At 53.9% G+C, this 26,532-nt stretch carries 27 protein-coding genes and 1 riboswitch; of the genes, 20 read left to right on the forward strand and 7 right to left on the reverse strand.

What is annotated here, in order from left to right:
• Positions 1-108 precede the first annotated feature (108 nt).
• The 3 genes from codB to ACQKE4_RS00605 all read left to right on the forward strand — a co-directional run bounded on the left by codB (position 109) and on the right by ACQKE4_RS00605 (position 3,459).
• On the forward strand, positions 109-1,374 hold the full coding sequence (gene codB / locus ACQKE4_RS00595) for a cytosine permease (RefSeq protein WP_290836335.1): 1,266 nt from the start codon (positions 109-111) through the stop codon (positions 1,372-1,374).
• A gap of 15 nt (positions 1,375-1,389) precedes the next feature.
• On the forward strand, positions 1,390-2,646 hold the full coding sequence (codA, locus tag ACQKE4_RS00600; protein WP_427386441.1) for a cytosine deaminase: 1,257 nt from the start codon (positions 1,390-1,392) through the stop codon (positions 2,644-2,646).
• A 32-nt stretch (positions 2,647-2,678) separates the two neighbouring features.
• Positions 2,679-2,855, forward strand: a riboswitch (FMN riboswitch).
• Between the two features lie 106 nt (positions 2,856-2,961).
• A complete protein-coding gene (locus ACQKE4_RS00605; RefSeq protein WP_290836337.1) occupies positions 2,962-3,459 on the forward strand; it encodes a 6,7-dimethyl-8-ribityllumazine synthase in 498 nt (165 codons plus the stop codon).
• 93 nt (positions 3,460-3,552) lie between these two features.
• On the opposite strand, the gene ACQKE4_RS00610 is transcribed toward ACQKE4_RS00605, so the two are convergent.
• Positions 3,553-4,002 (reverse strand): GNAT family N-acetyltransferase, encoded by a 450-nt coding sequence (locus ACQKE4_RS00610; RefSeq protein WP_290836338.1) that lies wholly within the window; start codon positions 4,000-4,002, stop codon positions 3,553-3,555.
• Positions 4,003-4,094: 92 nt separating this feature from the next.
• Here ACQKE4_RS00610 and ACQKE4_RS00615 point away from each other — a divergent pair, with 92 nt between their 5' ends.
• The 4 genes from ACQKE4_RS00615 to ACQKE4_RS00630 all read left to right on the forward strand — a co-directional run bounded on the left by ACQKE4_RS00615 (position 4,095) and on the right by ACQKE4_RS00630 (position 7,833).
• Entirely contained in the window at positions 4,095-5,570 is a 1,476-nt protein-coding gene (locus tag ACQKE4_RS00615; RefSeq protein ID WP_427386442.1) for a PLP-dependent aminotransferase family protein, read from the forward strand.
• 30 nt (positions 5,571-5,600) lie between these two features.
• Positions 5,601-6,206 (forward strand): DNA-3-methyladenine glycosylase I, encoded by a 606-nt coding sequence (locus tag ACQKE4_RS00620; protein ID WP_427386443.1) that lies wholly within the window; start codon positions 5,601-5,603, stop codon positions 6,204-6,206.
• A 216-nt stretch (positions 6,207-6,422) separates the two neighbouring features.
• Positions 6,423-7,106, forward strand: a complete 684-nt coding sequence (pcsA, locus tag ACQKE4_RS00625; RefSeq protein WP_427386515.1) for a phosphatidylcholine synthase — start codon at positions 6,423-6,425, stop codon at positions 7,104-7,106.
• Positions 7,107-7,140: 34 nt separating this feature from the next.
• Positions 7,141-7,833 (forward strand): uracil-DNA glycosylase family protein, encoded by a 693-nt coding sequence (locus ACQKE4_RS00630; protein ID WP_427386444.1) that lies wholly within the window; start codon positions 7,141-7,143, stop codon positions 7,831-7,833.
• Between the two features lie 20 nt (positions 7,834-7,853).
• Here the strand turns inward: ACQKE4_RS00630 and ACQKE4_RS00635 are convergent, their stop codons facing one another.
• Positions 7,854-9,296 carry a PLP-dependent aminotransferase family protein gene (locus ACQKE4_RS00635; protein ID WP_427386445.1) on the reverse strand — a complete coding sequence of 481 codons (1,443 nt, stop codon included), beginning with the start codon at positions 9,294-9,296 and terminating at the stop codon, positions 7,854-7,856.
• 167 nt (positions 9,297-9,463) lie between these two features.
• Between ACQKE4_RS00635 and ACQKE4_RS00640 the strand changes: the two genes are divergently transcribed.
• Positions 9,464-9,700: a DUF1127 domain-containing protein gene (locus tag ACQKE4_RS00640; RefSeq protein ID WP_427386446.1), complete on the forward strand. Its 237-nt coding sequence runs from the start codon at positions 9,464-9,466 to the stop codon at positions 9,698-9,700.
• On the forward strand, positions 9,687-10,562 hold the full coding sequence (locus ACQKE4_RS00645; protein WP_427386447.1) for a PhzF family phenazine biosynthesis protein: 876 nt from the start codon (positions 9,687-9,689) through the stop codon (positions 10,560-10,562). Before ACQKE4_RS00640 ends, ACQKE4_RS00645 begins: the two co-directional genes overlap by 14 nt.
• On the opposite strand, the gene ACQKE4_RS00650 is transcribed toward ACQKE4_RS00645, so the two are convergent.
• On the reverse strand, positions 10,559-11,533 hold the full coding sequence (locus ACQKE4_RS00650; RefSeq protein WP_427386448.1) for a LysR family transcriptional regulator: 975 nt from the start codon (positions 11,531-11,533) through the stop codon (positions 10,559-10,561). The genes ACQKE4_RS00645 and ACQKE4_RS00650 overlap by 4 nt on opposite strands.
• A gap of 159 nt (positions 11,534-11,692) precedes the next feature.
• On the opposite strand from ACQKE4_RS00650, the gene ACQKE4_RS00655 reads away from it, so the two are divergent.
• From ACQKE4_RS00655 to speB, 7 genes are read left to right on the forward strand one after another with little or no spacing between them, the layout of a single operon-like run.
• Positions 11,693-12,520, forward strand: coding sequence for a transporter substrate-binding domain-containing protein (locus tag ACQKE4_RS00655; RefSeq protein ID WP_427386449.1), 828 nt, complete (start codon positions 11,693-11,695; stop codon positions 12,518-12,520).
• A gap of 49 nt (positions 12,521-12,569) precedes the next feature.
• On the forward strand, positions 12,570-13,226 hold the full coding sequence (locus ACQKE4_RS00660) for an amino acid ABC transporter permease (RefSeq protein ID WP_427386450.1): 657 nt from the start codon (positions 12,570-12,572) through the stop codon (positions 13,224-13,226).
• Between the two features lie 13 nt (positions 13,227-13,239).
• A complete protein-coding gene (locus tag ACQKE4_RS00665) occupies positions 13,240-13,935 on the forward strand; it encodes an amino acid ABC transporter permease (RefSeq protein WP_427386451.1) in 696 nt (231 codons plus the stop codon).
• The gene (locus tag ACQKE4_RS00670) at positions 13,922-14,740 is read left to right on the forward strand and encodes an amino acid ABC transporter ATP-binding protein (RefSeq protein WP_427386452.1); all 819 of its coding nucleotides are present in this window, start codon (positions 13,922-13,924) and stop codon (positions 14,738-14,740) included. Before ACQKE4_RS00665 ends, ACQKE4_RS00670 begins: the two co-directional genes overlap by 14 nt.
• Positions 14,741-14,795: 55 nt before the next feature.
• A complete protein-coding gene (locus ACQKE4_RS00675; protein ID WP_427386453.1) occupies positions 14,796-15,515 on the forward strand; it encodes a DUF1989 domain-containing protein in 720 nt (239 codons plus the stop codon).
• Positions 15,516-15,535: 20 nt separating this feature from the next.
• The gene (locus tag ACQKE4_RS00680; RefSeq protein WP_427386454.1) at positions 15,536-16,825 is read left to right on the forward strand and encodes a M20 family metallo-hydrolase; all 1,290 of its coding nucleotides are present in this window, start codon (positions 15,536-15,538) and stop codon (positions 16,823-16,825) included.
• Between the two features lie 10 nt (positions 16,826-16,835).
• Complete coding sequence (gene speB, locus ACQKE4_RS00685) at positions 16,836-17,822, forward strand: agmatinase (RefSeq protein WP_427386455.1); 987 nt, start codon at positions 16,836-16,838, stop codon at positions 17,820-17,822.
• Between the two features lie 62 nt (positions 17,823-17,884).
• Here speB and ACQKE4_RS00690 read toward each other — a convergent pair whose 3' ends face one another.
• The 4 genes from ACQKE4_RS00690 to ACQKE4_RS00705 all read right to left on the reverse strand — a co-directional run bounded on the left by ACQKE4_RS00690 (position 17,885) and on the right by ACQKE4_RS00705 (position 22,290).
• Positions 17,885-18,550 (reverse strand): histidine phosphatase family protein, encoded by a 666-nt coding sequence (locus ACQKE4_RS00690; protein WP_427386456.1) that lies wholly within the window; start codon positions 18,548-18,550, stop codon positions 17,885-17,887.
• A gap of 110 nt (positions 18,551-18,660) precedes the next feature.
• Positions 18,661-19,281, reverse strand: coding sequence for a TetR/AcrR family transcriptional regulator (locus ACQKE4_RS00695; RefSeq protein WP_427386457.1), 621 nt, complete (start codon positions 19,279-19,281; stop codon positions 18,661-18,663).
• A 94-nt stretch (positions 19,282-19,375) separates the two neighbouring features.
• On the reverse strand, positions 19,376-20,872 hold the full coding sequence (locus tag ACQKE4_RS00700) for a CoA-acylating methylmalonate-semialdehyde dehydrogenase (protein ID WP_427386458.1): 1,497 nt from the start codon (positions 20,870-20,872) through the stop codon (positions 19,376-19,378).
• A gap of 44 nt (positions 20,873-20,916) precedes the next feature.
• Positions 20,917-22,290: an aspartate aminotransferase family protein gene (locus ACQKE4_RS00705; RefSeq protein ID WP_427386459.1), complete on the reverse strand. Its 1,374-nt coding sequence runs from the start codon at positions 22,288-22,290 to the stop codon at positions 20,917-20,919.
• 323 nt (positions 22,291-22,613) lie between these two features.
• On the opposite strand from ACQKE4_RS00705, the gene ACQKE4_RS00710 reads away from it, so the two are divergent.
• Genes ACQKE4_RS00710 through ACQKE4_RS00725 form a run of 4 tightly spaced genes read left to right on the forward strand, consistent with a single transcriptional unit; the run spans position 22,614 to position 26,531 of the window.
• Positions 22,614-22,859: a hypothetical protein gene (locus ACQKE4_RS00710; RefSeq protein WP_022521722.1), complete on the forward strand. Its 246-nt coding sequence runs from the start codon at positions 22,614-22,616 to the stop codon at positions 22,857-22,859.
• A 15-nt stretch (positions 22,860-22,874) separates the two neighbouring features.
• A complete protein-coding gene (locus tag ACQKE4_RS00715) occupies positions 22,875-24,398 on the forward strand; it encodes a sodium:solute symporter family protein (RefSeq protein ID WP_427386460.1) in 1,524 nt (507 codons plus the stop codon).
• A 12-nt stretch (positions 24,399-24,410) separates the two neighbouring features.
• Entirely contained in the window at positions 24,411-25,238 is an 828-nt protein-coding gene (locus tag ACQKE4_RS00720) for a FadR/GntR family transcriptional regulator (protein WP_427386461.1), read from the forward strand.
• An 18-nt stretch (positions 25,239-25,256) separates the two neighbouring features.
• Positions 25,257-26,531, forward strand: a complete 1,275-nt coding sequence (locus tag ACQKE4_RS00725; RefSeq protein WP_427386462.1) for a Zn-dependent hydrolase — start codon at positions 25,257-25,259, stop codon at positions 26,529-26,531.
• Position 26,532 lies beyond the last annotated feature (1 nt).

The raw sequence follows: 26,532 nt of genomic DNA on the forward strand, positions 1-26,532 counted from the left end.
TTGGCGGCTTTTTTGTGTTCTCGTGGAAAATGTTCGCTAGCTGGCTCATCTTTTGCTTGTTGTTTGAGTGTTGAAACGATTTTCCCTGTCCACTAGGAGCTTACTGCTATGCACCACTCTGACTATCCGCTTCATGAAGTGCCATTGAGCGCCCGTAAGGGGCTGCTCTCTACGTCTGCGGTGTTGCTCGGTTTTACTTTCTTCACTGCCACCATGTGGGCGGGCGGCACCCTAGGCCAAGCCTTTTCTATTGGTCAACTGCTCTGGATCATACTGATTGGTAACCTGCTGCTGGGTGTATACGCAGCAACACTTGCGTATATCGCCTGCAAAAGCGGGCTTAATTCGGTACTCATGGGACGCTTTTGCTTCGGTGAAAAAGGCAGCAAGCTTTCCGATTTCATACTGGGCTTTACGCAAATCGGCTGGTACGCCTGGGGCACGGCCACCATCGCACTCGTATTAGTACGCACCACTGGGATGCCGGATTGGCTGGAAATCCCCTTAATGGTGCTGTTTGGGTTTGGTTTCTGCGTCACCGCGATGATCGGCTATAAGGGCATGGACTGGCTTTCGCGTTTTGCTGTCCCCGCTATGATGATATTCATATTGATTAGTCTGTTTACAGGGCTAGTGGATGTGCGTGGTTTTACAGGGCTTAGCCAGCAAACACCCACACAGAGCATGAGCGTGGCGGCGGCGGTTACAGTCATTATCGGTACCTTTATTAGCGGTGGCACCCAAGCGACTAACTGGAGCCGGTTTGCGCAAACGCCAAAAATTGCGGTTATCGCGACCATGTCGGCTTTCTTCGTGGGTAACGGCTTAATGGTGCTGACTGGCGCGCTAGGCAGCATGATTTATCAGCAGGCGGATATAGTGGATGTGCTGATCGCCCAGGGATTTGTCACCATCGCTGTGCTGATGCTGTTTCTAAATATTTGGACCACTCAAGATAACACTATCTATAACTTCGCCGTGGCGGGCTGCAATTTGCTGCGCACCGAAAAACGCCGCTTAGTAACGGTAGGCGGTGCAGCCATTGGCACCGTGCTGGCGGTAGGCGGCATGTACAACTTGTTGATACCTTTTCTGGTACTGCTGGGCACTTTCATTCCGCCTATGGGTGGCGTCATCATGGCGGACTTCTGGCTCAAACATCAAGGTCGTTACCCCGCATTGGAGTATGCCCAATTACCCGACTTCAATCGCCGAGGTTTAGCCGCCTATGCGTTAGGCGCGGGAGCAGCGTACTTCTCCCCTTTACTGCCGCCATTGGTAGGCGTCGCGGTGGCAGCGGGTAGCTACGCCGTGCTGCTTCGCGTAAACCACGCTACGCTGAGCGATAGCCAACCGTCCATCGCCAAACCATAAGTGAGCCTTGTTTATATGCGCATGCAGATTATTAACGCCCGCTTACGCCAGCGTCCAGAGCTTTACCGACTCGAGGTTGAAAACGGCATTTTTACAGCGATTACCGTACAAGATGCCCCGCAAACTGTGAGCGAAGGGCAGATTGATGCGGGCTCTAAACTCATTTGTGCACCGTTTATAGAGCCGCATATTCATCTGGATGCTGCCCTTACCGCTGGTGAACCCCACTGGAACCAGAGCGGCACGCTGTTTGAAGGCATTGAGCGCTGGGGCGAGCGTAAACCACTGCTCACGGAAGCCGATATTCGCGAGCGGGTACTGAAAACGCTTAATTTGTTAATTGGAAACGGTGTTCAGTTTGTGCGCACACACGCCGATACCAGTGATCCCAGCTTAGTTGGCTTGAAAACCCTGTGCGCGCTGCGTGATGAACTGAAGGATAAGATTGATATTCAGGTGGTTGCCTTCCCACAGGATGGCCTACTTTCTTACCCCGGCGGTGATAGGCTAATGGAAGAGGCGCTGGAAATTGGCGCTGATGTCGTTGGCGGTATCCCCCACTTTGAATACACCCGCGAGCTAGGGGTGGCTTCCATGAAGCGAGTCATCGAGCTGGCAATCAAGTATGACCGTTTGGTAGACGTACACTGCGACGAGATCGACGACCCCAACTCGCGCTTTCTCGAAGTGTTGGCCTGCGAAGCACTGTTTAACGATTTAGGTAGCCGCGTCACCGCTAGCCACACCACGGCGATGCACTCTTATGATAACGCCTACTGCTCCAAGCTTTTCCTACTGCTCAAACGCTCAGGCATCAACTTTGTCTCCTGCCCCACTGAAAGCATTCACCTGCAGGGCCGCTTTGACACTTATCCAAAACGACGCGGCGTGACGCGTGTTAAAGAGCTAAACGCAGCGGGCATAAATGTCTGCTTTGCCGAAGACTCTATTTTCGACCCTTGGTACTCATTGGGTAACGGGAAACTGCTAAGAACGCTGGATTTTGGCCTGCATATTTGCCAAATGATGGGTTATCAGGATTTCAGCCAGGCGTTGTCCTTAATAACCGATAACAGCGCCCGCACCATGAATATTGAAGCGCGTTACGGCATTGAGGTAGGCAAGCCCGCCAGCTTCAATCTGCTGGAGGGTGAAGATGACTACAGCGTGCTACGCACCCAGGGTGAAGTGCTCCTTTCGGTACGCCATGGCGAGGTCATCCTGCAGCGCGAGCCGGCAAAGATTACAACACCTTCATGGCTAGGCGCTTAGAATAAGCGTAAAATAGCCGAGCTGTTATTCAGCAAAGTTCTCAGGGCGGGGTGAAAGTCCCCACCGGCGGTGATGATGCCAGCTAATGCAGCTGGTTATCTAAGCCCGCGAGCGCTCAAGCTTATTGTTTTTCTTATAGTTTCTTGAGGTCAGCAGATTCGGTGAAAAACCGAAGCCGACGGTGATAGTCCGGATGAAAGAGAACGGCACCTTAGACATGCAACTTAAAAAAGTGGCTTAAGCCACTTTTTACGTTTGCCTGACGAACGGTTCCGCATGCCCTGATTCTGGTACAACTTAACCAAGAGAATGACCATGAATCAGACATTTCCGCTGACGCTTTCGACTCACACCACCTCTCAACGCATTGCGTTTATTATGGGTCATTGGCATCAGGATATTGTTGCGAAGGCCTATAAGGCTTTCATCGCCGAAGTAGAGCGCTGCGGCCTTCATGCCGAGCAAGTGGACACTTTCACCGTTTCCGGCGCTTACGAAATTCCCTTACAAGCAAAAGTGCTGGCAGAGAGTGGCCGGTATGGCGCCATTGTTGGCGCAGGCTTTGTGGTCGATGGGGGTATTTATCGCCACGACTTCGTAGCTCATGCGGTAATCGATGGTTTGATGCGCGTACAGTTAGACACCCAAGTGCCGGTGATCTCCGTCGTATTAACGCCACACCACTTCCATGAGCACAGCACGCATCACGACTTCTACACCCAGCACTTTGTATCCAAAGGCAGAGAAGCCGCCCAGGCATGCCTAAATACCATCGAAAACCTGCATAGAGCGCGCAAACTAAGCAACGCTTGACCCGTTAAGATTCAGGCCCAGCGAAGCTGGGCCTGTCACGTTTAGCAAATCACCGATGTTAGCAGCTGCCGTTTCTTACTCATCATTTTCCCCCTATTTAATATCCAGTAAATAACCGTAAAACGCCGTATTGCGCTGCCAGCCCAGTGATTCATAAAGGTGTTGAGCGCGTTCGTTCTCTACCTGCGTCATTAATATCAAGCGTGCCACACCGTGGTCATGCGCAAGCTGGGTGGCGGCTTCCATCAATGCCCTTCCGGTGCCTTTATCGCGACACTCCGGCAACACGAAGAGATCATTTAACGTCCAGCGCGCATTTAACCCCACCGTGGAAACACCCGGGTACAGCTGCACAAACCCCGTGAGCGCTCCTTCACTACTCTCGCTAACCAAAATAAACGAATCCCCCAACCCCATACGCTGACCTAAAAAATCACGCGCCGCCTGAATATCACTCGGCTGCTTATAAAACTGGCGATAGCCATCTAATAAGCGACTAAGTGCTTCCAAATCATTTAATGCCGCTGAACGAATATTAACCATAACGACTGCTCCATCGGTGTAGTGATTTAACAGAGTTTGCCGCTATAGTGGCCTAAGACAAAGAGCCACTTATCGCTAAATGGGGGGAACCAGTGAAAAGACGTGATGCTGCCAGCGACTGGGTTGCGGAGGCGCTGGCGCTAAGGCTAACTGCGAATGAAGCCGCCACGCTGGTACAGCAACTTTACCACTCGTTTAAGGAGTGGATTCAACATGGAGAACTGATGGCGGGCGATGCGCTTCCCTCTTCCCGCTACTTGGCAAGCGCTTTGGGTATTAGCCGTAATACGGTGCTGGCCGCCATGGATCGTCTACTAGCGGAAGGATTGCTGATTGCGCGCCAGGGAGTAGGGCTCTATGTGGCGAACCTCCCCGCGCTGTTAACCAGAGACGAGCTTCCACCACCTTTACCTATTCGCTACTCAAGCCGGGGTAACCAGCTATTAACACTAAGCGGAACGTTGAGCCACGGCCATCGCGCCTTTGCCCCAGGCGTCCCGGCGCTCGACCTGTTTCCCCGCGAGCAGTGGCAGCGCCTTCTACGGCGTCACTATTATCACGCGGAAATGTCATGGATGGATTATCAAACCAGCGGTGGTCTACCTGTACTCAAAGCGGCTCTTAGTGACTATCTAAGACTCTCCCGAGCGGTGCGCTGCCAACCAGAACAGATTGTGATTACCCAAGGCGCCCAGCAGGCGTTTGAACTGATTACCCAACTACTCACCGATCATGGGGATTCGGTTTGGATGGAGGAGCCGGGATACGGCGGCGCCCAGGCCTGTTTTCTGGCTTCAGGCTTAGTGGTAACGCCCATACCCGTAGATAAAGAAGGATTAAACCCGTCACTTGCCCCAGAGAATGCCCCAGCACCTAGGCTAATTTACGTGACACCCTCCCACCAATATCCCAGCGGCGTTACCATGCCAGTACCCAGACGGCTGGCGTTACTTGAGCATGCTTCTCGCGCTAGCAGTTGGATCATTGAAGACGATTACGATAGCGAATTTCGTTACGACACACCACCGACTCCCTCACTACAGGGTCTTGCCGAACAGGCATCGGTTATTTATGTAGGTACCTTTAGTAAAGTGCTCTATCCCGGCTTACGCTTAGGCTATTTGGTACTACCTGATACACTTGCCAACGACTTCAGACGTGCCCATGCACGACTGCACCGTGAAGGTAACTATCCCGTGCAATCGGCGCTTGCTGAATTTATTACCAGCGGGCATTTTACTCGTCACATCGCCCGTATGCGGGCGGCTTATCGTCAGCGACAAGCGTGTTTACGCACGGCATTAGTGCCTGCAGTGGCCGCAGGACTTCGGCTTTCTGACGGCCATGCGGGCATGCACCTGTTAGCCGAACTCGATACTATTGAGGAAGAAGAGATACTCGTTAAACGCGCCAATAAAGCAGGCATTACGCTTTCACCCCTTTCTCGCTATTACTTAGCTGATAACCAGCGTCCCGGTTTAGTACTTGGCTATGCTGGTTCAACGGAAAGCGAGCTTACAAAAGCAGGTACTTGGCTTAGCACCACATGGTTAAGCTTACGCCAATAACGCTACGCTCAACACGCTAAGGAGCGTTCAATGCTCGACTTTATCGCCCCCGATGGACATCCCCGCTGCCTATGGTGTGGCGGAGCGCCGGAGTTTCTGCCCTACCATGACAATGAGTGGGGCTTTCCCGTCGCGGATGATCAACGGTTGTTTGAGAAACTCTGCTTGGAAAGTTTTCAATCGGGCCTTAGCTGGCGCACCATACTCAACAAGCGCGAAAATTTTCGCACTGCCTTCCACCATTTCGACTTCCCACAAGTCGCCCTTTTCAGTGAAAGTGATGTACAACACTTGTTGCAAAATGCCGGCATTATTCGCCATCGCGGTAAAATTGAAGCGGTGATTAATAATGCTCAGCGGGCGATAGAAATGGTTGAACAAGAAGGTTCGCTAGCTGCTTTTTTCTGGCAGTACGAGCCAGACGCCCCTTCGCTAGCCGAGCCACAAATTCAGACCACCTCACCTGAATCCATCGCACTTTCCAAAGCGTTAAAAAAGCGCGGCTGGAAATTCGTTGGACCGACAACCGCTTTTGCTTTTATGCAGGCCATAGGGCTGATTAATGATCACTCACGAGCTTGCGTAACACATGCGCAGGTTGAACAGGCGCGACAGCAATTTAAGCGGCCGGTGTAACAAACAAGCGACAAGGCACTATACTTCTAAGCACCCATTGCAAATGACCGCGCCATGGAGAGTTGGCCTGCCTGCGTATTCGCTGGATGCCTTCTTGTAGTAGGGTATGGTTTTTTTACACGCTTATCTATAAACCGAACAGCAAGGGGACACCACGTTCCCAATGGGGTTAATGTGGCTCAATCACTCTTTTCGCCGACAGAATCGCGGGCTTCAATATACAAGGCTTGGAGTGTCCACGTGTTCACTGCCAGCGGAGTGCTGCTTGGCACAATGGCGCTGCTTGCACTAGTGGACAATAACCCCGTCGCCTGCCTCCTCTGGCTGGGTGCTGCGATGATGATTGATGGTATTGATGGCACTCTGGCGCGCAAGTATGAAGTGAAAACCATACTGCCCCATTTCGATGGTTCAACCCTTGATATGGTCATAGATTACCTGACCTGGGCCTTTATTCCCGCCCTATTTATCTACTACTTTATTGAACTGCCGCCCTATTTTGCGCTGCTCGCAGTGTTTATCATTCTGCTGTCATCAATGTTCTGTTTCTGCAACGTCGATATGAAAAGCCAGGATAATTACTTCGTTGGCTTTCCTGCCGCCTGGAACATCACCGCCGCCTATTTTTATATTCTTGATTTTCCGCCCTTTATTACCTTTGCCGCTATCGTTGTTCTGGCTATTCTCACCGTGACTAAGATGAAGTTCCTGCACCCCTTTCGGGTGCGCCTGTTCATGCCGCTCAATATCGCGATCACACTGCTATGGTGTGTGTGTGCTACGTCATTGATACTTTCCAGCCCTGAGCACGCCGCTTGGGCACTTTGGGGATGGGGCGTTGCCTCCGTTTACTTCGCTGGCATGTGCCTATGGCGTACGGCGCAAGAGTGGTTTGATTGAACCAGCCAACCGGCTGCAGCAAGGAGCATGGAGAATGCCACTGACCCCGCGACAACAGGAAAAATTCAAAACACTGGCGGCAGAAATCGAAGGGATTGATGTCGAGGTCTACCAACGCTTCGAGCGCGATCCACTGGAGCCAATCATCGGCCTTGGCAACCCGAACCTGCGCATCGGCTTTTTCGGGCGCGACCCAGGGCGCGATGAAGTGCGCTACGGCGAACCCTTTATCGGCGCTGGTGGGCAACTGGTTAGAAAGGCGCTGTATGGGCAACTTTATGGCGAGGAAATGCCTGACTTCGAGGCCTCGCGTGCAGTGGGAGAGCACTTTTTCTGGATTAACACGGTGCCTTACAAGCCCGTCGGCAACAAGGCGTGGCCCATGAAGGTCAAGCGCCACTTTCACGGCCTGATGAATGAAATTCTGATCTCCCGCTGGGAGGGGCGGACTCTGATAACGCTGGGGCGCGAAGTCTTCCTGTGGTTCGGTATTGGCCGTTCAAAAGAGGAGCGTGCACGCCTGGAGGCGTTCTGGAAGCGTGAAGATCGCTTTGAAAGTAGTATCGAGGTGACCTTAGAGGATGATCAGGGCGAGACACAGGCCTTTACCCTCTACCCGCTTCCTCACCCCTCCCCGCTCAATCAGACCTGGTATGCCCGCTCCCCGGGACTGTTGAAGCAGCGCCTGGCACAGTTGGATGTCCGCCAGGGCAACCTCACCTTGTGAGGCCTTTGGTCGCACCACCCTCATCCCAGCAAAACCGCATGCTCCTGCGCCTCTTCTACCATCACGGTAGCAAACTCACCCACCGTTCGCACGGCCGCTTCGATAGAGGGGGTTAATGTAAAAGCATAGTTCAAGCGTAAACATTGGCGGAATTTACCCGAGGCTGAAAACAACGATCCCGGTGCAACGTGGATGTTGCGCTTGGCCAAACGTTCGTTCAGGCGCACGCAGTCCACGGCGGCGGGCAGCTCTACCCATAGCAAAAAGCTGCCTTTTGGGTAGCTGATGCCCGCGCCCTTAGGAAAGTAGCGTTGCACCCAACTAATCATAATGTCTCGCTGACGCTGATATTGTCGGGTGGCAAAGCGAAGATGGCGCTCGTAGTGCCCTTTGGCGACGAACTCCGCCACTGCCAGCTGCGGCAACGTCGCCGAGGCGCCGGTGGAGACATACTTCATATGCAACGCCTGATCACGATAGCGGCCCGGCGCCAGCCAGCCTACCCGCAAGCCAGGCCCTACCGTTTTAGAAAAGCCACTGCACAGCATTACGCGGCCATCGTCATCAAATGATTTCACCGTGCGCGGCCTTGGAAGGGTAAATGATAGGTCACCGTAGATATCATCTTCGATAATGGCTACATCGAAGCGTTGAGCGAGCTGAAAAAGCGCCCGCTTGCGCGCCTCGGGCATGGTATAGCCTAGCGGATTGTTATATGTCGGCGTCACTTGTATGGCGCGTATCGGCCATTGCTCTAGTGCCAACTCCAACGCCTCAAGACTAATTCCCGTTTGCGGATCGGTGGGGATCTCCAGTGCTTTTAAGCCATTGGCCTTAAGGATCTGCATAGTGCCGTAGAAGCTTGGCGAATCCACGGCCACCACATCACCCGGCTGGGTAAGGGTACGCAGCGAGATAGAGAGTGCCTCCTGACAGCCAGTAGTGATCATAATGTCGTCCGGATGCAGCAGGCAGCCGGACGAAATAGCCAGCCGCGCCACCTGCTGGCGAAGCTCTGGGCTACCGCTCAACTTGTCGTAGTTGAACCCGTGCAGGTCATTACTGCGATGCAGGCCAGCGAGGATTTTGGACAGCGGTCGCAGCGTCTCGTATTCAAAATTCGGTATGCCGCGCCCCAGCAACAGCCGTTCATCATCCCGCTGGGTGGCGACAAGCTCTAGCACCTGATCCCATTGAGAAATATCCAATGGCCGCTGTGCAGGGCGGGAAATCGAAGGCAGTACCGAAGGCGCTCTGCTCGGCAGTACGAAATAGCCCGATTTCGGACGCGACTCAATCAGTGCCACATCCATCAACTGCCGGTAAGCTTCCTGTGCCGTTGAGATACTCACATCCAGTTCCTGGCAGACCGCGCGAATGGAGGGCAGACGATCACCTACACGATAAATGCCGTGCTCAATACGCTCCCGCAACACCGTGGCGACTTCTTCATAGCGCGTCACGACAACCGATCTCTTTAAGCTTAAAAACAATACAGATAACTATTTATAGTCCATACAGAGTGGTAATTCACCTTATCTGTATCTAAAAAATATAAAAACCTATATCTGTATCTAATCAATTCCACTGAGTAATCTGGTTAGGCTCATCACACCCAAGGAGAGCCGCCATGCCACGCTTCAACCTTACTCAGCTTCGCTATCAGCTAGGTCATCAACTTTTTCAACAACTCTTTCATCACCTAGGCCAGTATCGTCACTACCGCCGTAGCCGCCGACAACTGCTATCACTTGATGACCGGCTACTTGAAGATATCGGCATTGACCGTACTCAGGCGATCAAAGAGGGTCACAAAGCATTTTGGAAAAAGACGTCATTTAAAAAGGGGCCTTATGAAAACCGCTGAGTATTACCTACTGGACGTGTTTACCGACCAGCCGTTTACCGGCAACCCATTGGCTGTGTTTCTAGAGTCCGATGGGTTGGATACCAGCACTATGCAGGCTATTGCCAATGAGCTAAACCTTGCTGAAGTGGTGTTTTTAAGTGCTACCAACGCGCCGAATCACTACCCAATGCGGATTTTCACGCCTACTCGTGAGCTACCTTTTGCAGGCCACCCCACGGTAGGCACCGCGCATCTGCTAGGGGCGTTGAATTTAGTAAAACCTGAGCAGACCTTGGTGCTTCAGCCACCCATCGGCGAGCTGGCGATCAGTTATGAGCAGGGAAGAGCAACGTTTAAGACCGCACAGCCCGCCATGCTCGCAGACAGCACGATTGATCGCCTCACTGCCGTTGAGCTGCTGGGATTGGACATCCATCAGGTGATGGGTGACCCCGTGGTTGCCTCCTTCGGGCTGCCCTTTCATTTGATTGAGCTAGCCGATGTGGCTGCGTTAGAGAACGTACATATTTCATCGGCTATTTGGGCGAGTGCCGTTATGGCGAGCAGCGCGGTGCAGATTTATCTTTACGTCATTGAACAGCAAGGCGAAAAAGAAACAGTAATTCGCAGCCGCATGTTCTGTATGCACGCCAGTATTTGCGAAGACCCTGCTACCGGCAGCGCTGCTGCCGCCTTAACCGGCTATTTAGCATCACTCCAACCAACTGCCTTGCACTGTAAGATTCAGCAAGGGGTAGAAATGGGTCGACCCAGTGTTATCTACACTGCCGCCAACGGCGAGATTAAGTCTGGATGTGTGACGGTGAGTGGTCATGCCGTCTTGGTAGGTAAGGGAGCAGTATTTTTAACCCATAATTAATCGAATGATGCATCGTCCATGGTAGCAGCCTTAGGTAACAACTCATCCCCTTTATACGCTTCAACCAAATGCGACTGCTGCCAAAGCCGGGCGACCAGTTCCTGAATAAATGAGCGCACAATCAGAGAGGGCCGCCGACCTGCCCGCGTAACCACACAAAACGGCGATGCAATCTCGACCTGGTCCGGTAACAGCGCTTTGAGCTCACCCCTCTCGACCCAGTGGTTAGCGTAATAATGGGGTAAATTGCCGATAAAGTGGCCGCTTAAAATCAGCAGCGCCTGGGCTTCCATATTGGAAGCATGGGCGCCTACCTTGGCATTAGGGAAACACTTCAGCTCTTGTAGGTTGGCATAAGGGCGGACAACAAAGGGATGCTTGATCACTTCCTCAACCGTTAGCTGGTCGCTGCTTCGAGTAAACAGCGGATGGCGTTTTGCACAGTAAATACCGTGTACCTCAGTGTATACCTGACGGTGCTGCAAGCCTTCCATTTGCGCGGTTTCCGGCAGGATGCCGAGCTGTACGGCGCCGTTTGCGATCTCGCCGATCAAGCGGTCGGGGCTACCCACGGTGATATTGAGGCGCGCCTTAGGGTTCTTACGCAGGAACTCGCCAATCACGCCCTGCAGATCAAGATCGACATCCATAATCGTGTTGTCGACTACTCCCAAGCGCAACGTGCCGTAAACAGAGCTGCGCAGTTCGCTCATCTCGCTGTCGAAATCGTCCACCGAAGAGAGCAACTGTTTAGCGCGCTCATACACAATCGTGCCCCGCTCGGTTAGTTCAAAACCCTGCCGCCCCCGCCGACATACGGTAAATCCCACACGCTCTTCGAGTGCTCGAATATGAAAACTGATGGCAGACTGGCTCATATGCAGCGCCGTTTGCGCACCGGCAAAGCCACGGTGCTCGGTCACCGCAAGGAATACAGAGAGGCTTTTCAGGTCAGCGGCGGAGAGTTTCATCGGCATGCTCTAAGTTAGTGCAATTAACATCAATAAAACGGGTATGAACATCGAAAGATAACAGTTTTATTGTTGCATAACGCCTGCTTAACTCAAGGTGTTCTTGCTCAGTAGGCCTTCGCCGCTGATTCGAGTATCACCACCCCGAGGAGCATCCCCATGCAACGCATCCCCACTATTACCGCTGGCCTCCTACTCAGCGTTAGCTTTGCCACTACTGCCCATAGTGATTTGCTAGACGACATTCGCTCAGAGGGCACCTTTACCGTTGGTACTGAAGCGCGCTTCGCCCCGTTTGAATACATTGAAGATGGCGAAATTGTCGGCTACTCCGCCGACATCATGGAACACATCATGAGCGAGCTTGAGGGCGTCGAACTGATCCGCATGGATCTCCCTTGGCAAGGTATTCTGCCGGGGCTGGAGCGCGAGCGTTTTGACTACGTGATTACCTCGGTCACCGCTACACCCGAGCGTATGGAGCGCTACCACTTAAGCGCGCCCATTGCCGATGCCACCATGGCGATTCTCAAACGTGCTGGCGAAGAAAAAATCAACTCACCTGAGGATATCGCTGGCAAAGTAGCCGCCGCTCAAGCGGGTTCGGCACAGCTAGAAGCACTGGAAGCCTTGGCTGCCGAACTTGAGGAAGCGGGCACACCGGTCGCCAACATCCGCACTTATACAGGCGTTGACGAAGCTTACGCCGAGCTGGGCACCGGGCGTGTCGATGTAGTGATTAATAGCCTACCCAACTTGCTCGAGGCAGAACGCACCCGCCCGGAGGTATTTGAAGTGGTCGGCACCTTCGGCGATCCGGTCTATTTCAGCTGGGCTGGGCGTAACGACGCAGCAAGCGCGTCACTGAATGCGTTTATGGATGAGCAGATTCAACGCCTCAATGAAGACGGCACGCTAAATGAGCTACAAGAAAAATGGTTTGGCGGCCCGATGGATCTGCCTTTAGAACTGCCAGCGGCCGAGTAGCACACCGAGCAGTTCGCTAAGACGATTCACTTCTCTCTAAGGGTGCACCATGTTTGAGATTCTACTCAACCACTACCCTGTGCTGCTTAAAGGCTTGACCACCACCATGGTGGTCTCGCTTTCCGCCATCGCATTGGGTTTGGTATTAGGCGTTTTACTGGCCTTTGGTTTGACCAGCCGGTACCGCCTGGTGCGCTGGCCCTGCGGGCTTTACCGCAGCTTTTGGCGTGGCACCCCTATTTTGCTGCAACTGCTGTTGGTCTATTACCTACTGCCCGAAATCGGCGTTGAGATAGCGCCTATTTCAGCTGCCATTTTGACCTTAACACTGAATACCACTGCTTTTCAGGCGGAAATTTTCCGCAGTGGTATCAGCCATATTCCCGCTGGGCAAATAGAAGCAGCGCGCATGGCGGGCATCTCCGCTTGGCAAACTCGGCGGCGCATTATTATGCCCCAGGTGTTTCGCCTGACCTTGCCACCGTTGACCAACGAGATCATTACGATTCTCAAAAACTCGTCGCTGATTTCGGTGATCGCCGTCACCGAACTAATGCGCGTCAGCGAACAAATCGCTTCGCGCACCTTTCAGCCACTAGAGACCTATCTGGCCGCTGCACTGCTTTATCTCGCTGTCAATCTTGTGCTGGCACGCATCAGCGCTTACTTAGAACGCCGCATGAGCGGCGGCCTAGCCACCGAATAGGGGAGTGTCCGCTATGTTAGATATTACCCTGCTATGGGAAATGCGTGGTCTGATTCTGCAAGGGTTGTGGAACACGCTGTGGATCTGTCTTTTAGGCTGCCTGCTCGCTCTTTCGTTGGGGTTGGTGCTTGCAGCGCTTAGGCTCGCTAACCCACGCCTTTTCGGCTACCCGGTGGCCTGCTACGTGGAAATATGCCGTGGCACACCGCTGCTTATTTTACTGTTTTTACTCTATTACGGCGGCCCCAGCATTGGCCTCCGACTGGACGCTGAGATAGCGGGTGTCGTGGGGATTGGCCTTTATGGCGCAGGCTACTTTGCAGAAATTTATCGTGGCGGCTTCAAATCCATTCCCAAAGGCCAGCTTGAGGCGGCGCGAATGCTCGGCATTTCACCCTGGCACGCGCTGATACGTATTCAGATTCCTCAGATGGCACGTCTGATCGTACCGCCCGGCACCAATCAACTGATCATTTTGGTGAAAGAGTCCGCGCTGATTTCGATTATCTCGGTGGATGACCTGACCAAAAACGCCACCACCATTGTTAATCAAACGTTTCAAGTAATCGAACCGTACCTGGCAGTTGCGCTGCTCTACTGGCTGATGATTGAACTGGTCGCCCGGGGTGGCTATGCGCTGGAAAAACGCTTAGCCAATCGTCAACCGCGCCATGTCGCTCAAAAGGATAACTCCCATGCCAACGGCTGACACGCTCACACCACCTACGCCTACCCGACAAAAAGCCATTGTTGAGGCACACGGCATCAGTAAGCAGTTTGGCGATCTGGAAGTGCTGACCAACATCGACTTCAGCCTCGCCCCTTCCGAAGTGGTCTGTGTGATTGGTCCCTCCGGCTCAGGCAAATCCACCCTGCTACGCTGTCTGGCATTTTTGGAGCCCTACGATCACGGCAGCGTCTATATCGACGGCCAGCTATTGGGCTATGAAGACCGCAGCGGCAAACGTGTGCGCACCAGCGAAAAGCGCGTGGACGAAGTGCGCGCCCCGGTGGGCATGGTGTTCCAGCACTTTCACCTATGGCCCCATCGCACGGCACTGGAGAACGTGACCGAGGCATTGCGTCTGGTCAACGGCCTTTCCCGCTGGGATGCGGAAGTGGAAGGCATGGCGATGCTCGAACAGGTCGGCCTTGCCGATCGTGCGGGTCACTTTCCTGAGAGTCTTTCCGGTGGCCAGAAGCAGCGGGTGGCGATTGCTCGGGCACTCGCCATGAAGCCCAGGGTAATGTTTTTCGATGAGCCTACCTCGGCGCTTGACCCTGAACTGGTCGGCGAAGTGCTAGATGTCATGAAGAAGCTGGCCGCAGACGGCATGACCATGGTGATCGTCACCCACGAGATGGGCTTTGCCGCCAAAGTCGCCGACCGGGTGATCTTTATGGATCAAGGCCGGGTGGTGGAAAGTGACCCGCCCTCCACGTTATTCCGCCAACCGAAAAGCGAGCGCCTGCAACAGTTTCTGAATACCTGGCGCGAGCGTCATATCGACTAATTCGACTTGCATGTACCGATTAGCTAACACCATTACGACACCCCTGGAGAATCCTATGAGCACTGACACACGTTTTGACCACGCGCGCATTGACCAATTGCCCCACAGTAACAGTGAACCTTGTGGTCACAACCACACCCTGGACAACCCCATTTCTCCCGATGGCACGCCAGTGCTCGGCGAACGTTACGAAGTCGCCGCCCGAGGAGGCAAGGCAGTACGCCTCAAAGCCGGACAAACCATCCGTATTATTAACACCCACGGCACTCAGGTATGCGATACCTGGGCGTTTAGCACCGCGAACCCCAATGAATTTATGTCTTGGGAGCATGGGCGCGCCTGGTTGAGTGGGCTGATTCCTCAGGTAGGCGACCCACTGATGAGTAACCGCCGCCGCCCGATTATGACCCTCACCGCCGACACCTCGCCGGGCATTCACGATACGCTAATGGCCGCCTGCGACCTGTTCCGTTATATGACGCTGGGCGTAGAGGGCTATCATGATAGCTGTGCCGATAACTTACGGTTAGCCATGAAAGCTATCGGTGTAGATGTCCCCGAGGTGCCCCAGCCGCTCAATTTATGGATGAACATTCCCGTGAATGCGCAGATGAAAGTCGACTGGTGCCCGCCGGTTTCAAAAGCTGGCGACTATGTTGAGCTACGCGCAGAGATGGACTGTATTGTGGCAATGTCCGCCTGCCCGCAAGACATCATCCCAATCAACGGTGCAGACTGTGTGCCTGTCGAGGTACATTTTGAAGTCTACGAATAAAAGCCTCTAGGGAGAGCCTGATGGAAAGCCACCTTCATTATCCAACCGACAAGACCGTTATTGATTTAGCGGCGATAGCGGCAGCGGTAAACCCGGAACGACTCGCCAACGACTTAGCCACGGTCGCGATGATGGGCGGCCGTTCAGATGGTGGCGTGGCGCGTTTAGCGCTTGATGACAACGACACCCGCGCCCGGCTTTGGCTGATTGAGCAGGCCAGCGCCCTGGGTGCCAAGGCAAGCGTCGACGCTATCGGCAACGTGTTTCTTGATGTGCCCGGCAGCGACCCTGCGCTTGAGCCTGTCGTCACGGGCAGTCATTTGGATAGCCAACCGGCGGGTGGCAAGTACGATGGTGCGCTGGGCGTGCTGGCAGGGCTTGAGGCACTACGCGCACTTAAACAGGCTGGTTTTAACCCGCGCCGCCCTCTATCGCTGGTGAGTTGGACCAATGAAGAGGGGGCGCGCTTCTCCCCCGGCACCTCAGGTTCGGCGGTATTTTGCGGTGTGCGCAGCCTTGATGAAACGCGCGAGGTTGAAGACAGCGACGGCGTCAGCCTGGGAAGTGCATTAGACACTTGCTTGGCTGCACTGAACACCGCCGGTGTGCCACGACGTTCATTGGCAACGCCCATGCACACTTTCCTGGAACTGCATATTGAGCAAGGCCCAATATTGGAGCGAGCCGGTGCTTCCGTAGGTGTTGTTGAAGGAATTCAAGGCGTTAGCTGGTTTGAAGTAACGGTAACAGGGAGCGCCAACCACGCGGGCACCACCCCGCGTGCCATGCGCCGCGATGCGTTAGAAGGCGCCTGTGCACTGGCAACTGCATTACGAGAAGCCGCGAGAGACAACGAAGACCGGGTACGCTTTACCATCGGCAAGTTCGCCGTCAACCCCGGTTCGGTGAATACGATTCCTGACCATGTCACCTTCAGCATTGATTTACGCCACCCCGAAGCAACCACGCTCAAAGCGCTGGAAGCCGAATTTAATCAGCTCGCTCAACAGAGCTGGGCAGGTTGCCAAGCAACCCTTACACCATTGTCTCGGATTGAGCCAGTCGCGTTTCCCGCCACACTTACCACCCTGCTTGATGATACTGCCCACGAGCTAGGGATTACTGCACCGCGATTAGTATCGGGTGCCTTTCACGATTCGATTCACCTCGCCAACCACTGCCCAACGGCGATGCTGTTTGTGCCCTGCCGCGATGGCCTTAGTCATCACCCCGATGAGCATACCGAACTCGATGATGCCGTCGCAGGCACGCAACTGTTAGCCGCCAGTTTAGCTAGCCTAACCCGATAAGGAGAGCAAAATGGCCAAGGGCACCGACGGTACTCGCCGCAACGCCGCCACCGGCGAAAGCTACCTACCACGCCAAGAGCCACGCTATCGCGAAATAGCCAGCTTCTTGCGTGCACCGCTAGCCGAATCGTTAGAGGAACTCGATATTGCCCTGGTCGGCATTCCGTTCGATGGCGGCGTGAGCAATCGCCCCGGCACCCGCCACGGCCCGCGGGAGATTCGCAACCAGTCAAGCATGATGCGCAGCCTGCATCACATAACCAGGCTTGATCCCTTTGCCCAGGCACGCATTGCCGATATCGGTGATGTACGTTTTTCATCGATCTACGACCTTGAGCAGGTCTCTAATGATATCGCCGCCTATTACAGTGTCATTCGTCGGGCAGGCGTTATCCCACTTAGCGCCGGTGGCGACCACTCAGTTACCTACCCGATTCTGCGCGGCTTAGCGGCCGATGGCCCGGTGGGATTGATCCATATCGATGCTCATACCGACACCTGGGACGAATTCCAAGGCTCAAAATTTCACCACGGCGGCCCCTTCCGGCTCGCCTGTGAACATGGCCTGATTGATCCTAAACGCACGGTGCAGATCGGTATTCGCGGTGCACAAAACACCACCCAAGGCTGGGACTACTCTGATGCCACCGGCATGCGGGTGATGTTTATGGAGGAAGTGGATGCACTGGGTATCGAAGCGGTAATCGCCGAAGCACGCCGCGTGGTCGGCAATAGCCCAGTATATCTATCCTTCGATATCGATAGCATCGACCCCGCTTTTGCACCTGGCACTGGCACCCCTGAAGTAGGTGGCCTCACCAGCCTGCAAGCACTTCAGCTGGTGCGCGGCTTTCGCGGCCTACCGCTGATCGGTGCCGATGTGGTGGAAGTCTCGCCACCCTTTGACCCCAGCGGCAATACGGCGCTGCTTGGCGCTACCATTATGTATGAGCTGCTGTGCTTGATTGCTGAGCAGGTGGCTACTGATAAAGACTAAGTCTTGTGGAGTTTTAGACCTAGACAACACAGACAATATATCGAACGGTCATTGCATCAACCCTACGAACAGGGTGGATTACCACCATTAATAGCCGGCACAATCTCCAGAACACCCAGCAGTTCGGTGCCTTCAGTCCCGCGCGGTTCCAGCACCAGAACGCCAGCTTCCGGCAAACCTGTGCCGGAAACGATGCTTCCGAAAATCATTTGAGCAGGAGTGCGGTGGCCAACGAGAACGCGATTCTCTCCCTTCGTCACAGGCTCACTGAACAGACGCCGGTGTTCTGACAGCACCCAGTCGAGACGTCCACGGGCATAGTCATCAGCGAGTAGGCTATCCGTCACGCTCACTCTATCGACGCCGAAAGCCAGTTCAGCGGTATCACGCGCACGGTACACTGGGCCGGACAGGATCGGTTCCGCGATAGGGATCTCGAGTTCCTCAATCCGTTCACCGAGTTCAACCGCTTGTTCGCGTCCCGCTGGTGATATGTTGCGTTGCCCCTCTCGCCCAGCGCTATCGTTATAGGTATCGCATTGCTGCCCAGCTGTATCGGCATGGCGTATATACATCACTAGTCCACCTTCACGGAGGCGCTCTAATAGCGCTGCGCCCTCGTCGGACTCAATATTTAATGTTTGAACTGTTGGCTGGGCATAAGCACTTTGAGCACATAAGAGGGCTGTAATAAGCACAGAGAGAAAACCAACAAGATTTCGTATCATTAGAACATGCCCTCTTTTGTTAACAGTAACTGAAAGGCGTAACCGAAAGCTTCTGCGAACTCCAATGCGAGCATAAGCACTGGACAACATTCTCAATTCGTCAGTAAGGCCTAAGCCGTTAGCCCAATGCCCTTCAAGATCACCGAAGTCACCGACTGCACGGCTTTCTCAAACTGTAGGTCATCCAGCGGTTGGTCGTCGTTGAGCAGATAGATTTGGTAGTCAAAGTCGGCGTAATGCTGAGTTGATGCCCAGATCATATACAGCAAGTAGGAAGGCTCGACGGGGTTGATCTGACCGGATTCCACCCATTCACGTATTTTTGACTCTTTAAGCTTGGCCCATTCGTAGAGATTTTCACGCAAGCGTTCTTTAAGGATTGGCGCGCCCTGCATGACTTCAGCCGCCCATACTTTTGAGCCGTGGGCGCGATTGCGGGAGTGGGTCATCTTGGCGCGAATATAAGTAGAGAGTACGACGCGAGGGTCATCATAGAGCTCAAAACACAGCGCATCCTGCTTCCATACTTCTAGAAGCTCCAGCAACACATCTTGGTAAAGCGCTTTTTTGGTGGAGAAGTAGTAGTGAACGTTGGACTTGGGAATATCGGCCAACTGGGCGATTTCACCCATGGAGGCACCGGCGTAGCCTTTCTCGGCAAATAGCTGCTCCGCTGCCAAGAGGATCTTTTTAACGTTGGTTTGCCGAATTTCATCCTGAGTTCGCGCCACGGTGCCTTTATCCCTTACAGCTGAAGTAAACGACCAAAAAAAGCACCACCGCAGGGCGGTGGTGCTGAGAAGATGTCCTAGTTACCCCAAGACGTCAACTTTGATTGGCGGGAAACGAGAATTCCGCCCGGGTCGCTTCGCTAACTGACGGCCAGCGCTGGGAAACCGCTTTGCGGCGGGTATAGAAGCGTACCGAGTCGGGGCCGTAAGCGTGAAGGTCACCAAACAGTGAGCGCTTCCAACCACCAAAGCTGTGGTAGGCCACGGGCACGGGCAGCGGTACGTTCACCCCCACCATGCCAACCTCAATAGCGTCGGTAAAACGGCGGGCGGCCTCGCCATCGCGAGTGAATAGGCAGGTGCCATTGCCGTATTCATGATCATTAATCAGCTGCATGGCGTCGTCCAAACTGCCGACCCGCACAATGCACAGCACCGGTCCAAAGATCTCTTCCTGGTAAATACGCATCTCAGCGGTGACGTTATCGAACAGACAGCCGCCTACAAAATAGCCCTCTTCGTGGCCAGCAACTGTTAGGCTGCGACCATCAGCGACCAGCGTGGCACCGGCGTTAACACCGTCTTCGATGAAGCCGAGCACTTTATCGCGGTGTTCTGCCGTCACTAGCGGGCCCATATCCAGGCCTTTGTCAGTGCCGGGACCCACTTTTAGCTGAGCGATTTTGGGCAGCATGGTTTCGACCAGACGATTGGCCGTTTCATCGCCGACGCACACCGCCACCGAAATCGCCATACAGCGCTCGCCGCAGCTACCGTAAGCGGCGCCCATTAACGTATTAGCGGCATTCTCTAAATCGGCATCCGGCAGGACGACAGCGTGGTTCTTCGCCCCGCCAAGGGCTTGTACGCGCTTACCAGCAGCGGAACCGCGTGAGTAAATCGCTTCCGCCACTGGCGTGGAGCCAACAAACGAAATGGCTTTGACGGTCTTGGCATCCAGCAGTGTTTCCACGGCTTCGCGACCGCCGTGAATGACATTCATCACGCCTTTAGGTAGCCCCGCTTCTTGCAGCAGCTCGGCCACGGCCATGGCCGCTGAAGGGTCTTTTTCTGACGGTTTAAGGATGAAAGTATTACCGCAGGCAATCGCCATGGGGTACATCCACAGCGGCACCATGGCGGGGAAGTTAAACGGGGTAATGCCCGCCACCACGCCTAACGGCTGAAAGTTAGACCACGCATCAATGCCTGGCCCTACGTTGTGGGAGTACTCGCCTTTAAGCAGTTCTGGCACACCGCAGGCATACTCAACGTTCTCAATGCCCCGCTTGAGCTCGCCCATGGCGTCTTCGGGAGTTTTGCCATGCTCTTCGCTGACCAGTTGCACTAGACGGTCAGCGTGCTCTTCCAGCAGCTGCTTAAAACGGTACATCACCTGGGCGCGCTTGGCGGGCGGCGTATCGCGCCAGGCAGGAAAGGCCGCCTGGGCAGCGGCAATAGCACGCTCTACATCGGCGGCATTCGCGTCAGCGACTTGGCGAATCACCTTGCCTGTTGAAGGGTTGGTGACATCCAACGTGCGCTTACTTTCAACTAACTCACCGTTAATCAGGTGGGAAACAACACTCATAGTTAAACTCTCTATATTTAAACTCGCTGAAGTTGATCAGTAGGTTAGGCTAATGAATCCAAGGTGGTCGCCACCGCGTCGAACAGCCGCTCTAGCTCGGCCTCGGTGGTGCCAAACGGAGGGCCAAACTGCAGCGTGTCACCGCCGTAGCGCACGTAGAAACCCGCTTCCCAGAGCGCCATATGCGCATCACGCGGACGGATAATGGGGTCGCCGTCCCGGGGCGTTAGCTGAATCGCCCCTGCCAAACCATAATTACGAATATCAACGACGTGATTGCGACCTTGCAGGGCATGAAGTTTCTGTTCAAAGGTGGGCGCTATGGCGCTAACCTGAGCGGGGAAATTTTCACGCTCCAACATTTCAAGCGCCGCTAGACCCGCCGCGCAAGCCACTGGGTGGGCGCTGTAAGTGTAACCATGGGAGAACTCAACGGCGTGCTGAGGGCCACCAGCATGCATAAAGGTGTCGAATATCTCGCTGGAAGCAATGACCGCGCCCATAGGAATGGCGCCATTGGTGATCTGCTTCGCCACGTTCATGATATCTGGCGTTACGCCAAAGGCTTCCGCGCCAGTGGTCGCACCACTGCGGCCAAAGGCGGTAATCACTTCGTCAAAAATCAACAGAATATCGTGGGCGGTGCAGATCTCGCGCAGCCGATTTAGATAGCCTTTTGGCGGCACAATGACGCCCGCTGAGCCAGACATCGGCTCGACAATCACCGCGGCAATGGTAGAGGCATCGTGCAGCGCAATTTGGTCGAGCAGCGCATCGGCAAGCTCAGCGCCGGTTTCCGCTTGACCACGGGTGTAAGCGTGGCCCGCTTGAAGGGTATGCGGTAGGTGCGTCACATCCATTAACTGGCCGTAGTGTTTACGGTTGCCACCGATACCGCCCAGGCTGGTGCCACCGATATTCACCCCGTGATAGCCCTTGGCACGGCCGATCATACGGGTCTTCTCAGGCTTACCTTTTAGTCGCCAGTAGGCCTTGGCCATTTTGACCGAGGTATCGGCGGCTTCTGAACCTGAGTTAGTGAAGAACACGTGATCCAGCCCAGCAGGCGTTAGGCTAGCGACTTTTTCCGCCAGCTTGAACGCCAGCGGATGGCCAAGCTGAAAACCTGGGGCAAAATCGAGGCTGCCGAGCTGCGCTGCTACAGCCTTTTGGATCTCTTCGCGGTTATGCCCCGCGCCGCAGGTCCATAGCCCGGAAAGCGAATCGAACAGCTTACGGCCTTGGTCATCAATGTAGTAACGCCCTTCTGCCCCAGCGATCACCCGCGGGTTGGCATGGAAGTCGCGGTTGGCGCTAAACGGCATCCAGTAGTGTTGATTAAGTGCCGTTTTTGAGGGCGCATCCCCCATAGAAGAAGGTGAGGCTTTAGTCTTGGTTTTGCTTTTTATTCCAAACATGGTGTCCGGCTCCATCGTATGAGGCATTGCCCCAGCATGCGCCACCGAACACGTTTATAAAATTACGCTCTTCTTTTGTTCACGTTAGAGAATCTATACGTAAAACGGTGTTGTGAAGACCTTGCAACCTTGACGGCTGCTTAAAAAACACCTAATCATTATATTTATGCGAATAAATACAACAAATATCTGGATCACGCCCAAACAGTCCACAGCACCGATAGCGTCGCGCTAATAACCGCTGCTGTTGGCTGCCATGTGCTGAAAAGAACGCTCACTTACTAAACATAAATAATTCACCAGGAACATAGGGCTTACTTGCTATGAAATATTTAACTCCGCTCAAACTGTCCATTTATGGCGGCATGATATTCAGTTTTTTCATGTTGGAAAGTCCCATCATTATGCTGGCTAATCGGATTGAACCCATGGTACTGGGCATTCCGTTTCTTATTGTATGGAACCTGTTTTGGTGGTTTGCGTTAACAGCGCTTTTTTTGGTGGCGTACTTTACTAATTGGGGCAGCCCGACACCAATGGCTGAAAACACTGCTAAACAACAGCCATAAAGAGAGGGATTAACCATGACAGGTAGTCTATTAATTATCGCTGCATTTATGATTATCCCCTTGATAGTAGGGATTTTATCAGCAAGACAATCACAGGAAACCAGTGAAGACTTTTTCGTTCAAGGTCGTGCCATGGGTAGTATTGCGGTGTTCTTCACCGTTGCCGCCACTTGGTGGAGTGCCTTTGCCTTCCTGGGTTCTAACGCAACGTTTTATACCAACGGCCCGGTATTTCTTACCGCGCTAGCCTGGAACCTGCTATTTGGCTTTATGTATTACTGGATAGGCAAGCGGGTTTGGTTTTTAGGTAAACGATTCAACTATTTAACGCCTTCAGATTTAATTGGCGACTTTTATAATAGTGAGGCGCTGCGCATTACCGTTGCAGCAATCACGCTGATTTTTACCGTGCCTTATTTACAGATCCAATTAACCGGGGGCGCTTACTTAATTGAAGTTGCCTCAGGGGGATTAATTCCTTTCTGGTTAGCAGCGTTGCTGTTTTACTTCATTATTATTATCTATGTGTGGATCGGTGGTATACGCGCCATCGCCTGGACCGACGTGATATACGGCGCACTGCTGTTCTTTGGCATGCTGTACGCGGGCTACTATATTTCCACCCAGTTAGGAGGGCCAACGGCACTATTTAGCCAGCTACACCAAACCTCCCCCGAACACCTCACCATGCCAGGGCCTAACGGCACGATGGGTTACCCCATGTGGTTCTCGCTTTTCGCTATTACCGCGATTGGTGCCTTTATGGGCCCACAAATCTGGCTGCGCATGTACTCGGTAAAACACGGCAAACTGTTTAACCTAATGCCATTTCTACTTGGCCTGGCAGCCTTTGCCTACGTGGGGTCGGTGCTTTCTGGTTACTCCGGCGTAATACTCGAACCCAATGTAGAAAATCCTGATCAAATCCTGCCCATTATGCTGATGGAGTATGCGCCTTACTTACTCGCCTCGCTGATTATGGCGGCAGGCGCTTCGGCCGCCATGTCGACCGCTAACTCGCAGATTCACGCGGTTTCCACTGTGGTCACAATGGATATCTACAAACGCTATGTGAACCGTGAAGCAAGCCAGGCACGTATCGTTTATATCGGTCGTCTATCGTTGGTGGGCTTCTCTCTGACGGCTTATATCATGGCGCTTACGGTACCCGGCGTACTGGTCACCATTGGTATTGCTGCGCTGGCGGGCACTGCACAGCTGGTGATTCCTACTATTGGTGCCATCACTTGGAAAAAAGCCCACCCCACCGCTGCGCTCGCTGGTTTGTGGGCGGGTGTTGCCTGCGTGCTACTGATGACCTTTGGCCCGCTAAGCGCTCCCTTTGGCTACCATGCGGGTATTTGGGGCCTATTGCTAAACACTGCGCTGTTTGTAGGCCTAAGCCATGCGCTACATCGTCGCGATACAGCAGTAGTAGAACGTTTTACCCAGGCACGCTACGACTATGATGCCGAGTACCACCCCGAGCGCTTGCTTGCATACACCCAAGAAACGACCAACGCCGCTAACTACAAATAAGGAGTGGAGTTGATGGCTCAAACCCCTGTTTCAGCCTCAAGGCGCCGACCCAAGCTTGCCGAGTTGATTAGCGATGATATCAAGCGCTGGATTGCCGCCGAGTCATTGGGGGAAGGCGACCGGCTACCCAATGAGAAAGCCCTGATGGAGCTTTACGGCAGCGCTAAGGCCACAGTACGCGAAGCATTGAAGATCCTCGAGGTTGAGGGGCTAATCACCTTAAAAACCGGGCCTAAAGGCGGCGCGGTAATTAACCAGCCGGGCATGGAGCCCGCTAGTCGCATGCTGCGCAACTTTCTGCACTTCCAACAGTTGGATGGCAGGCAAGTCTACCAACTACGCAAGCTATTGGAGGTTGAGCTGGCGGCCTCGGTAGTAGGCAGGCTGACAGAGCATGATTTCCAGCAGCTTGAAGCCAACATGTCAGCCTGCGCCTGCTGTGGCGGAGAGGAGGATCATCGCCGCCAGCGCTTTTTAGAGCTGGAGTTTCACCAACTTCTGGCCCGCGTCTGCCCTAACCCTTTGCTGGCGTTTATGTGCCAGTTTTTAAACGACATGCTGCGCGATTTAGTGGTGATCAAAAAAGCTTATGTGCCTGAGCGCAAGCAGTTCGACCACGCCAACCAGGATTACCACCGCCAGTTGGTTGAGGCCTACCGTGCAGAAGATACTCAGCGTGTCCGCAACATTATGGCTGAGCACATGGCTGATGCCGAGCACCATATGAGCGCACTGGAAACAGAAATGGCTGCACAGATGCTGTTTAGCGGCGATTTACTGCACGCCCATAATCACCGTTCCAAGCTACACGACTTACCAACGGAAAACGCGTCCGTTTAACCTTGCGAGGATACTGAGATGAATACTTACGTTACACCCACCAACGATATAACCAACTTACGCACCGACAGTGACCGCCTATGGCAGGCGCTGATGGAAATGGCCAAGCTAGGCGCCACCCCCAAAGGTGGGGTGAATCGCCAGGCGCTCACCGACCTTGAGCGCCAAGGGCGCGACCTGTTTATTCAATGGTGCCGGGCGGAAGGCTGCACGATTCGAATTGATAATATCGGCAATATTTTTGCCCGCAGGGAAGGCTGCGATCCTAACGCCAAAACGGTTATGGCGGGCAGCCACCTTGATAGCCAGCCTACTGGCGGAAAATATGATGGCTGCTTCGGCGTGCTTTCTGGCCTCGAAGTGATTCGCACCCTTAATGAGCACAAAATCACTACTCAAGCGCCTATCGAAGTCGTCGCTTGGACTAACGAAGAGGGCTGCCGTTTTGCCCCCTGCATGATGGGTTCCGGTGTCTTCACCGGTGTGCTCGAATTTGACGCCATGATGGCACGCACCGACGCTGATGGCGTGACCGTTAGCGATGCGCTTGATGCTATCCACTATCGCGGCAGCGATGAGGTCTCGCCAAGCGAGATCAAAGCCTATTTTGAACCGCACATTGAGCAAGGGCCTATTTTAGAAGACACCGACACTACCATTGGCGTGGTTATTGGCGGGCTTGGCCAGAAGTGGTTTGATTTAACCCTGACCGGGCTTGAAGCCCACGCGGGCCCTACACCGATGAACCTACGTCGCGACGCCATGATGGGTGCTGCGGAAGTTACCCAAGCGCTCAACCGCATCGCCTTTGATCACCAGCCCCACGGGCGCGGCACGGTCGGCTGTATGACGCTACACCCTGGTTCACGAAACGTGATTCCCGGCCAGGTCAAAATGACCCTGGATATGCGCCATTGGGAACCTGAAGCGCTTGAGACGATGGGCCAAGCCGTTGCCAATGCCGTTGAAGAAATTTGCCAACGCCATGGGCTTGAATACGAGCTAACCCCCACCGCAGACTTTGAACCTGAACACTTCAATCAAGCGTGTGTTGATACCGTGCGCCAGGCCGCCGAAAAGCTCCAACTGTCGCATATGGATATCATCAGCGGTGCCGGGCACGATGCAATGTTCGTTGGCCGGGTTGCCCCTGCCGCGATGATCTTTATCCCCTGCAAGGATGGCATCAGCCATAACGAGATTGAGAGCGCCACGCCAGAGCACGTACACGCAGGTTGTAATGTGCTACTCCACGCCATGCTTGAAGCTGCCGGTGTTGAGGGTGGTGAATAAT

Source organism: Halomonas sp. NPDC076908, from assembly GCF_050269715.1.
GTDB lineage: Bacteria > Pseudomonadota > Gammaproteobacteria > Pseudomonadales > Halomonadaceae > Vreelandella.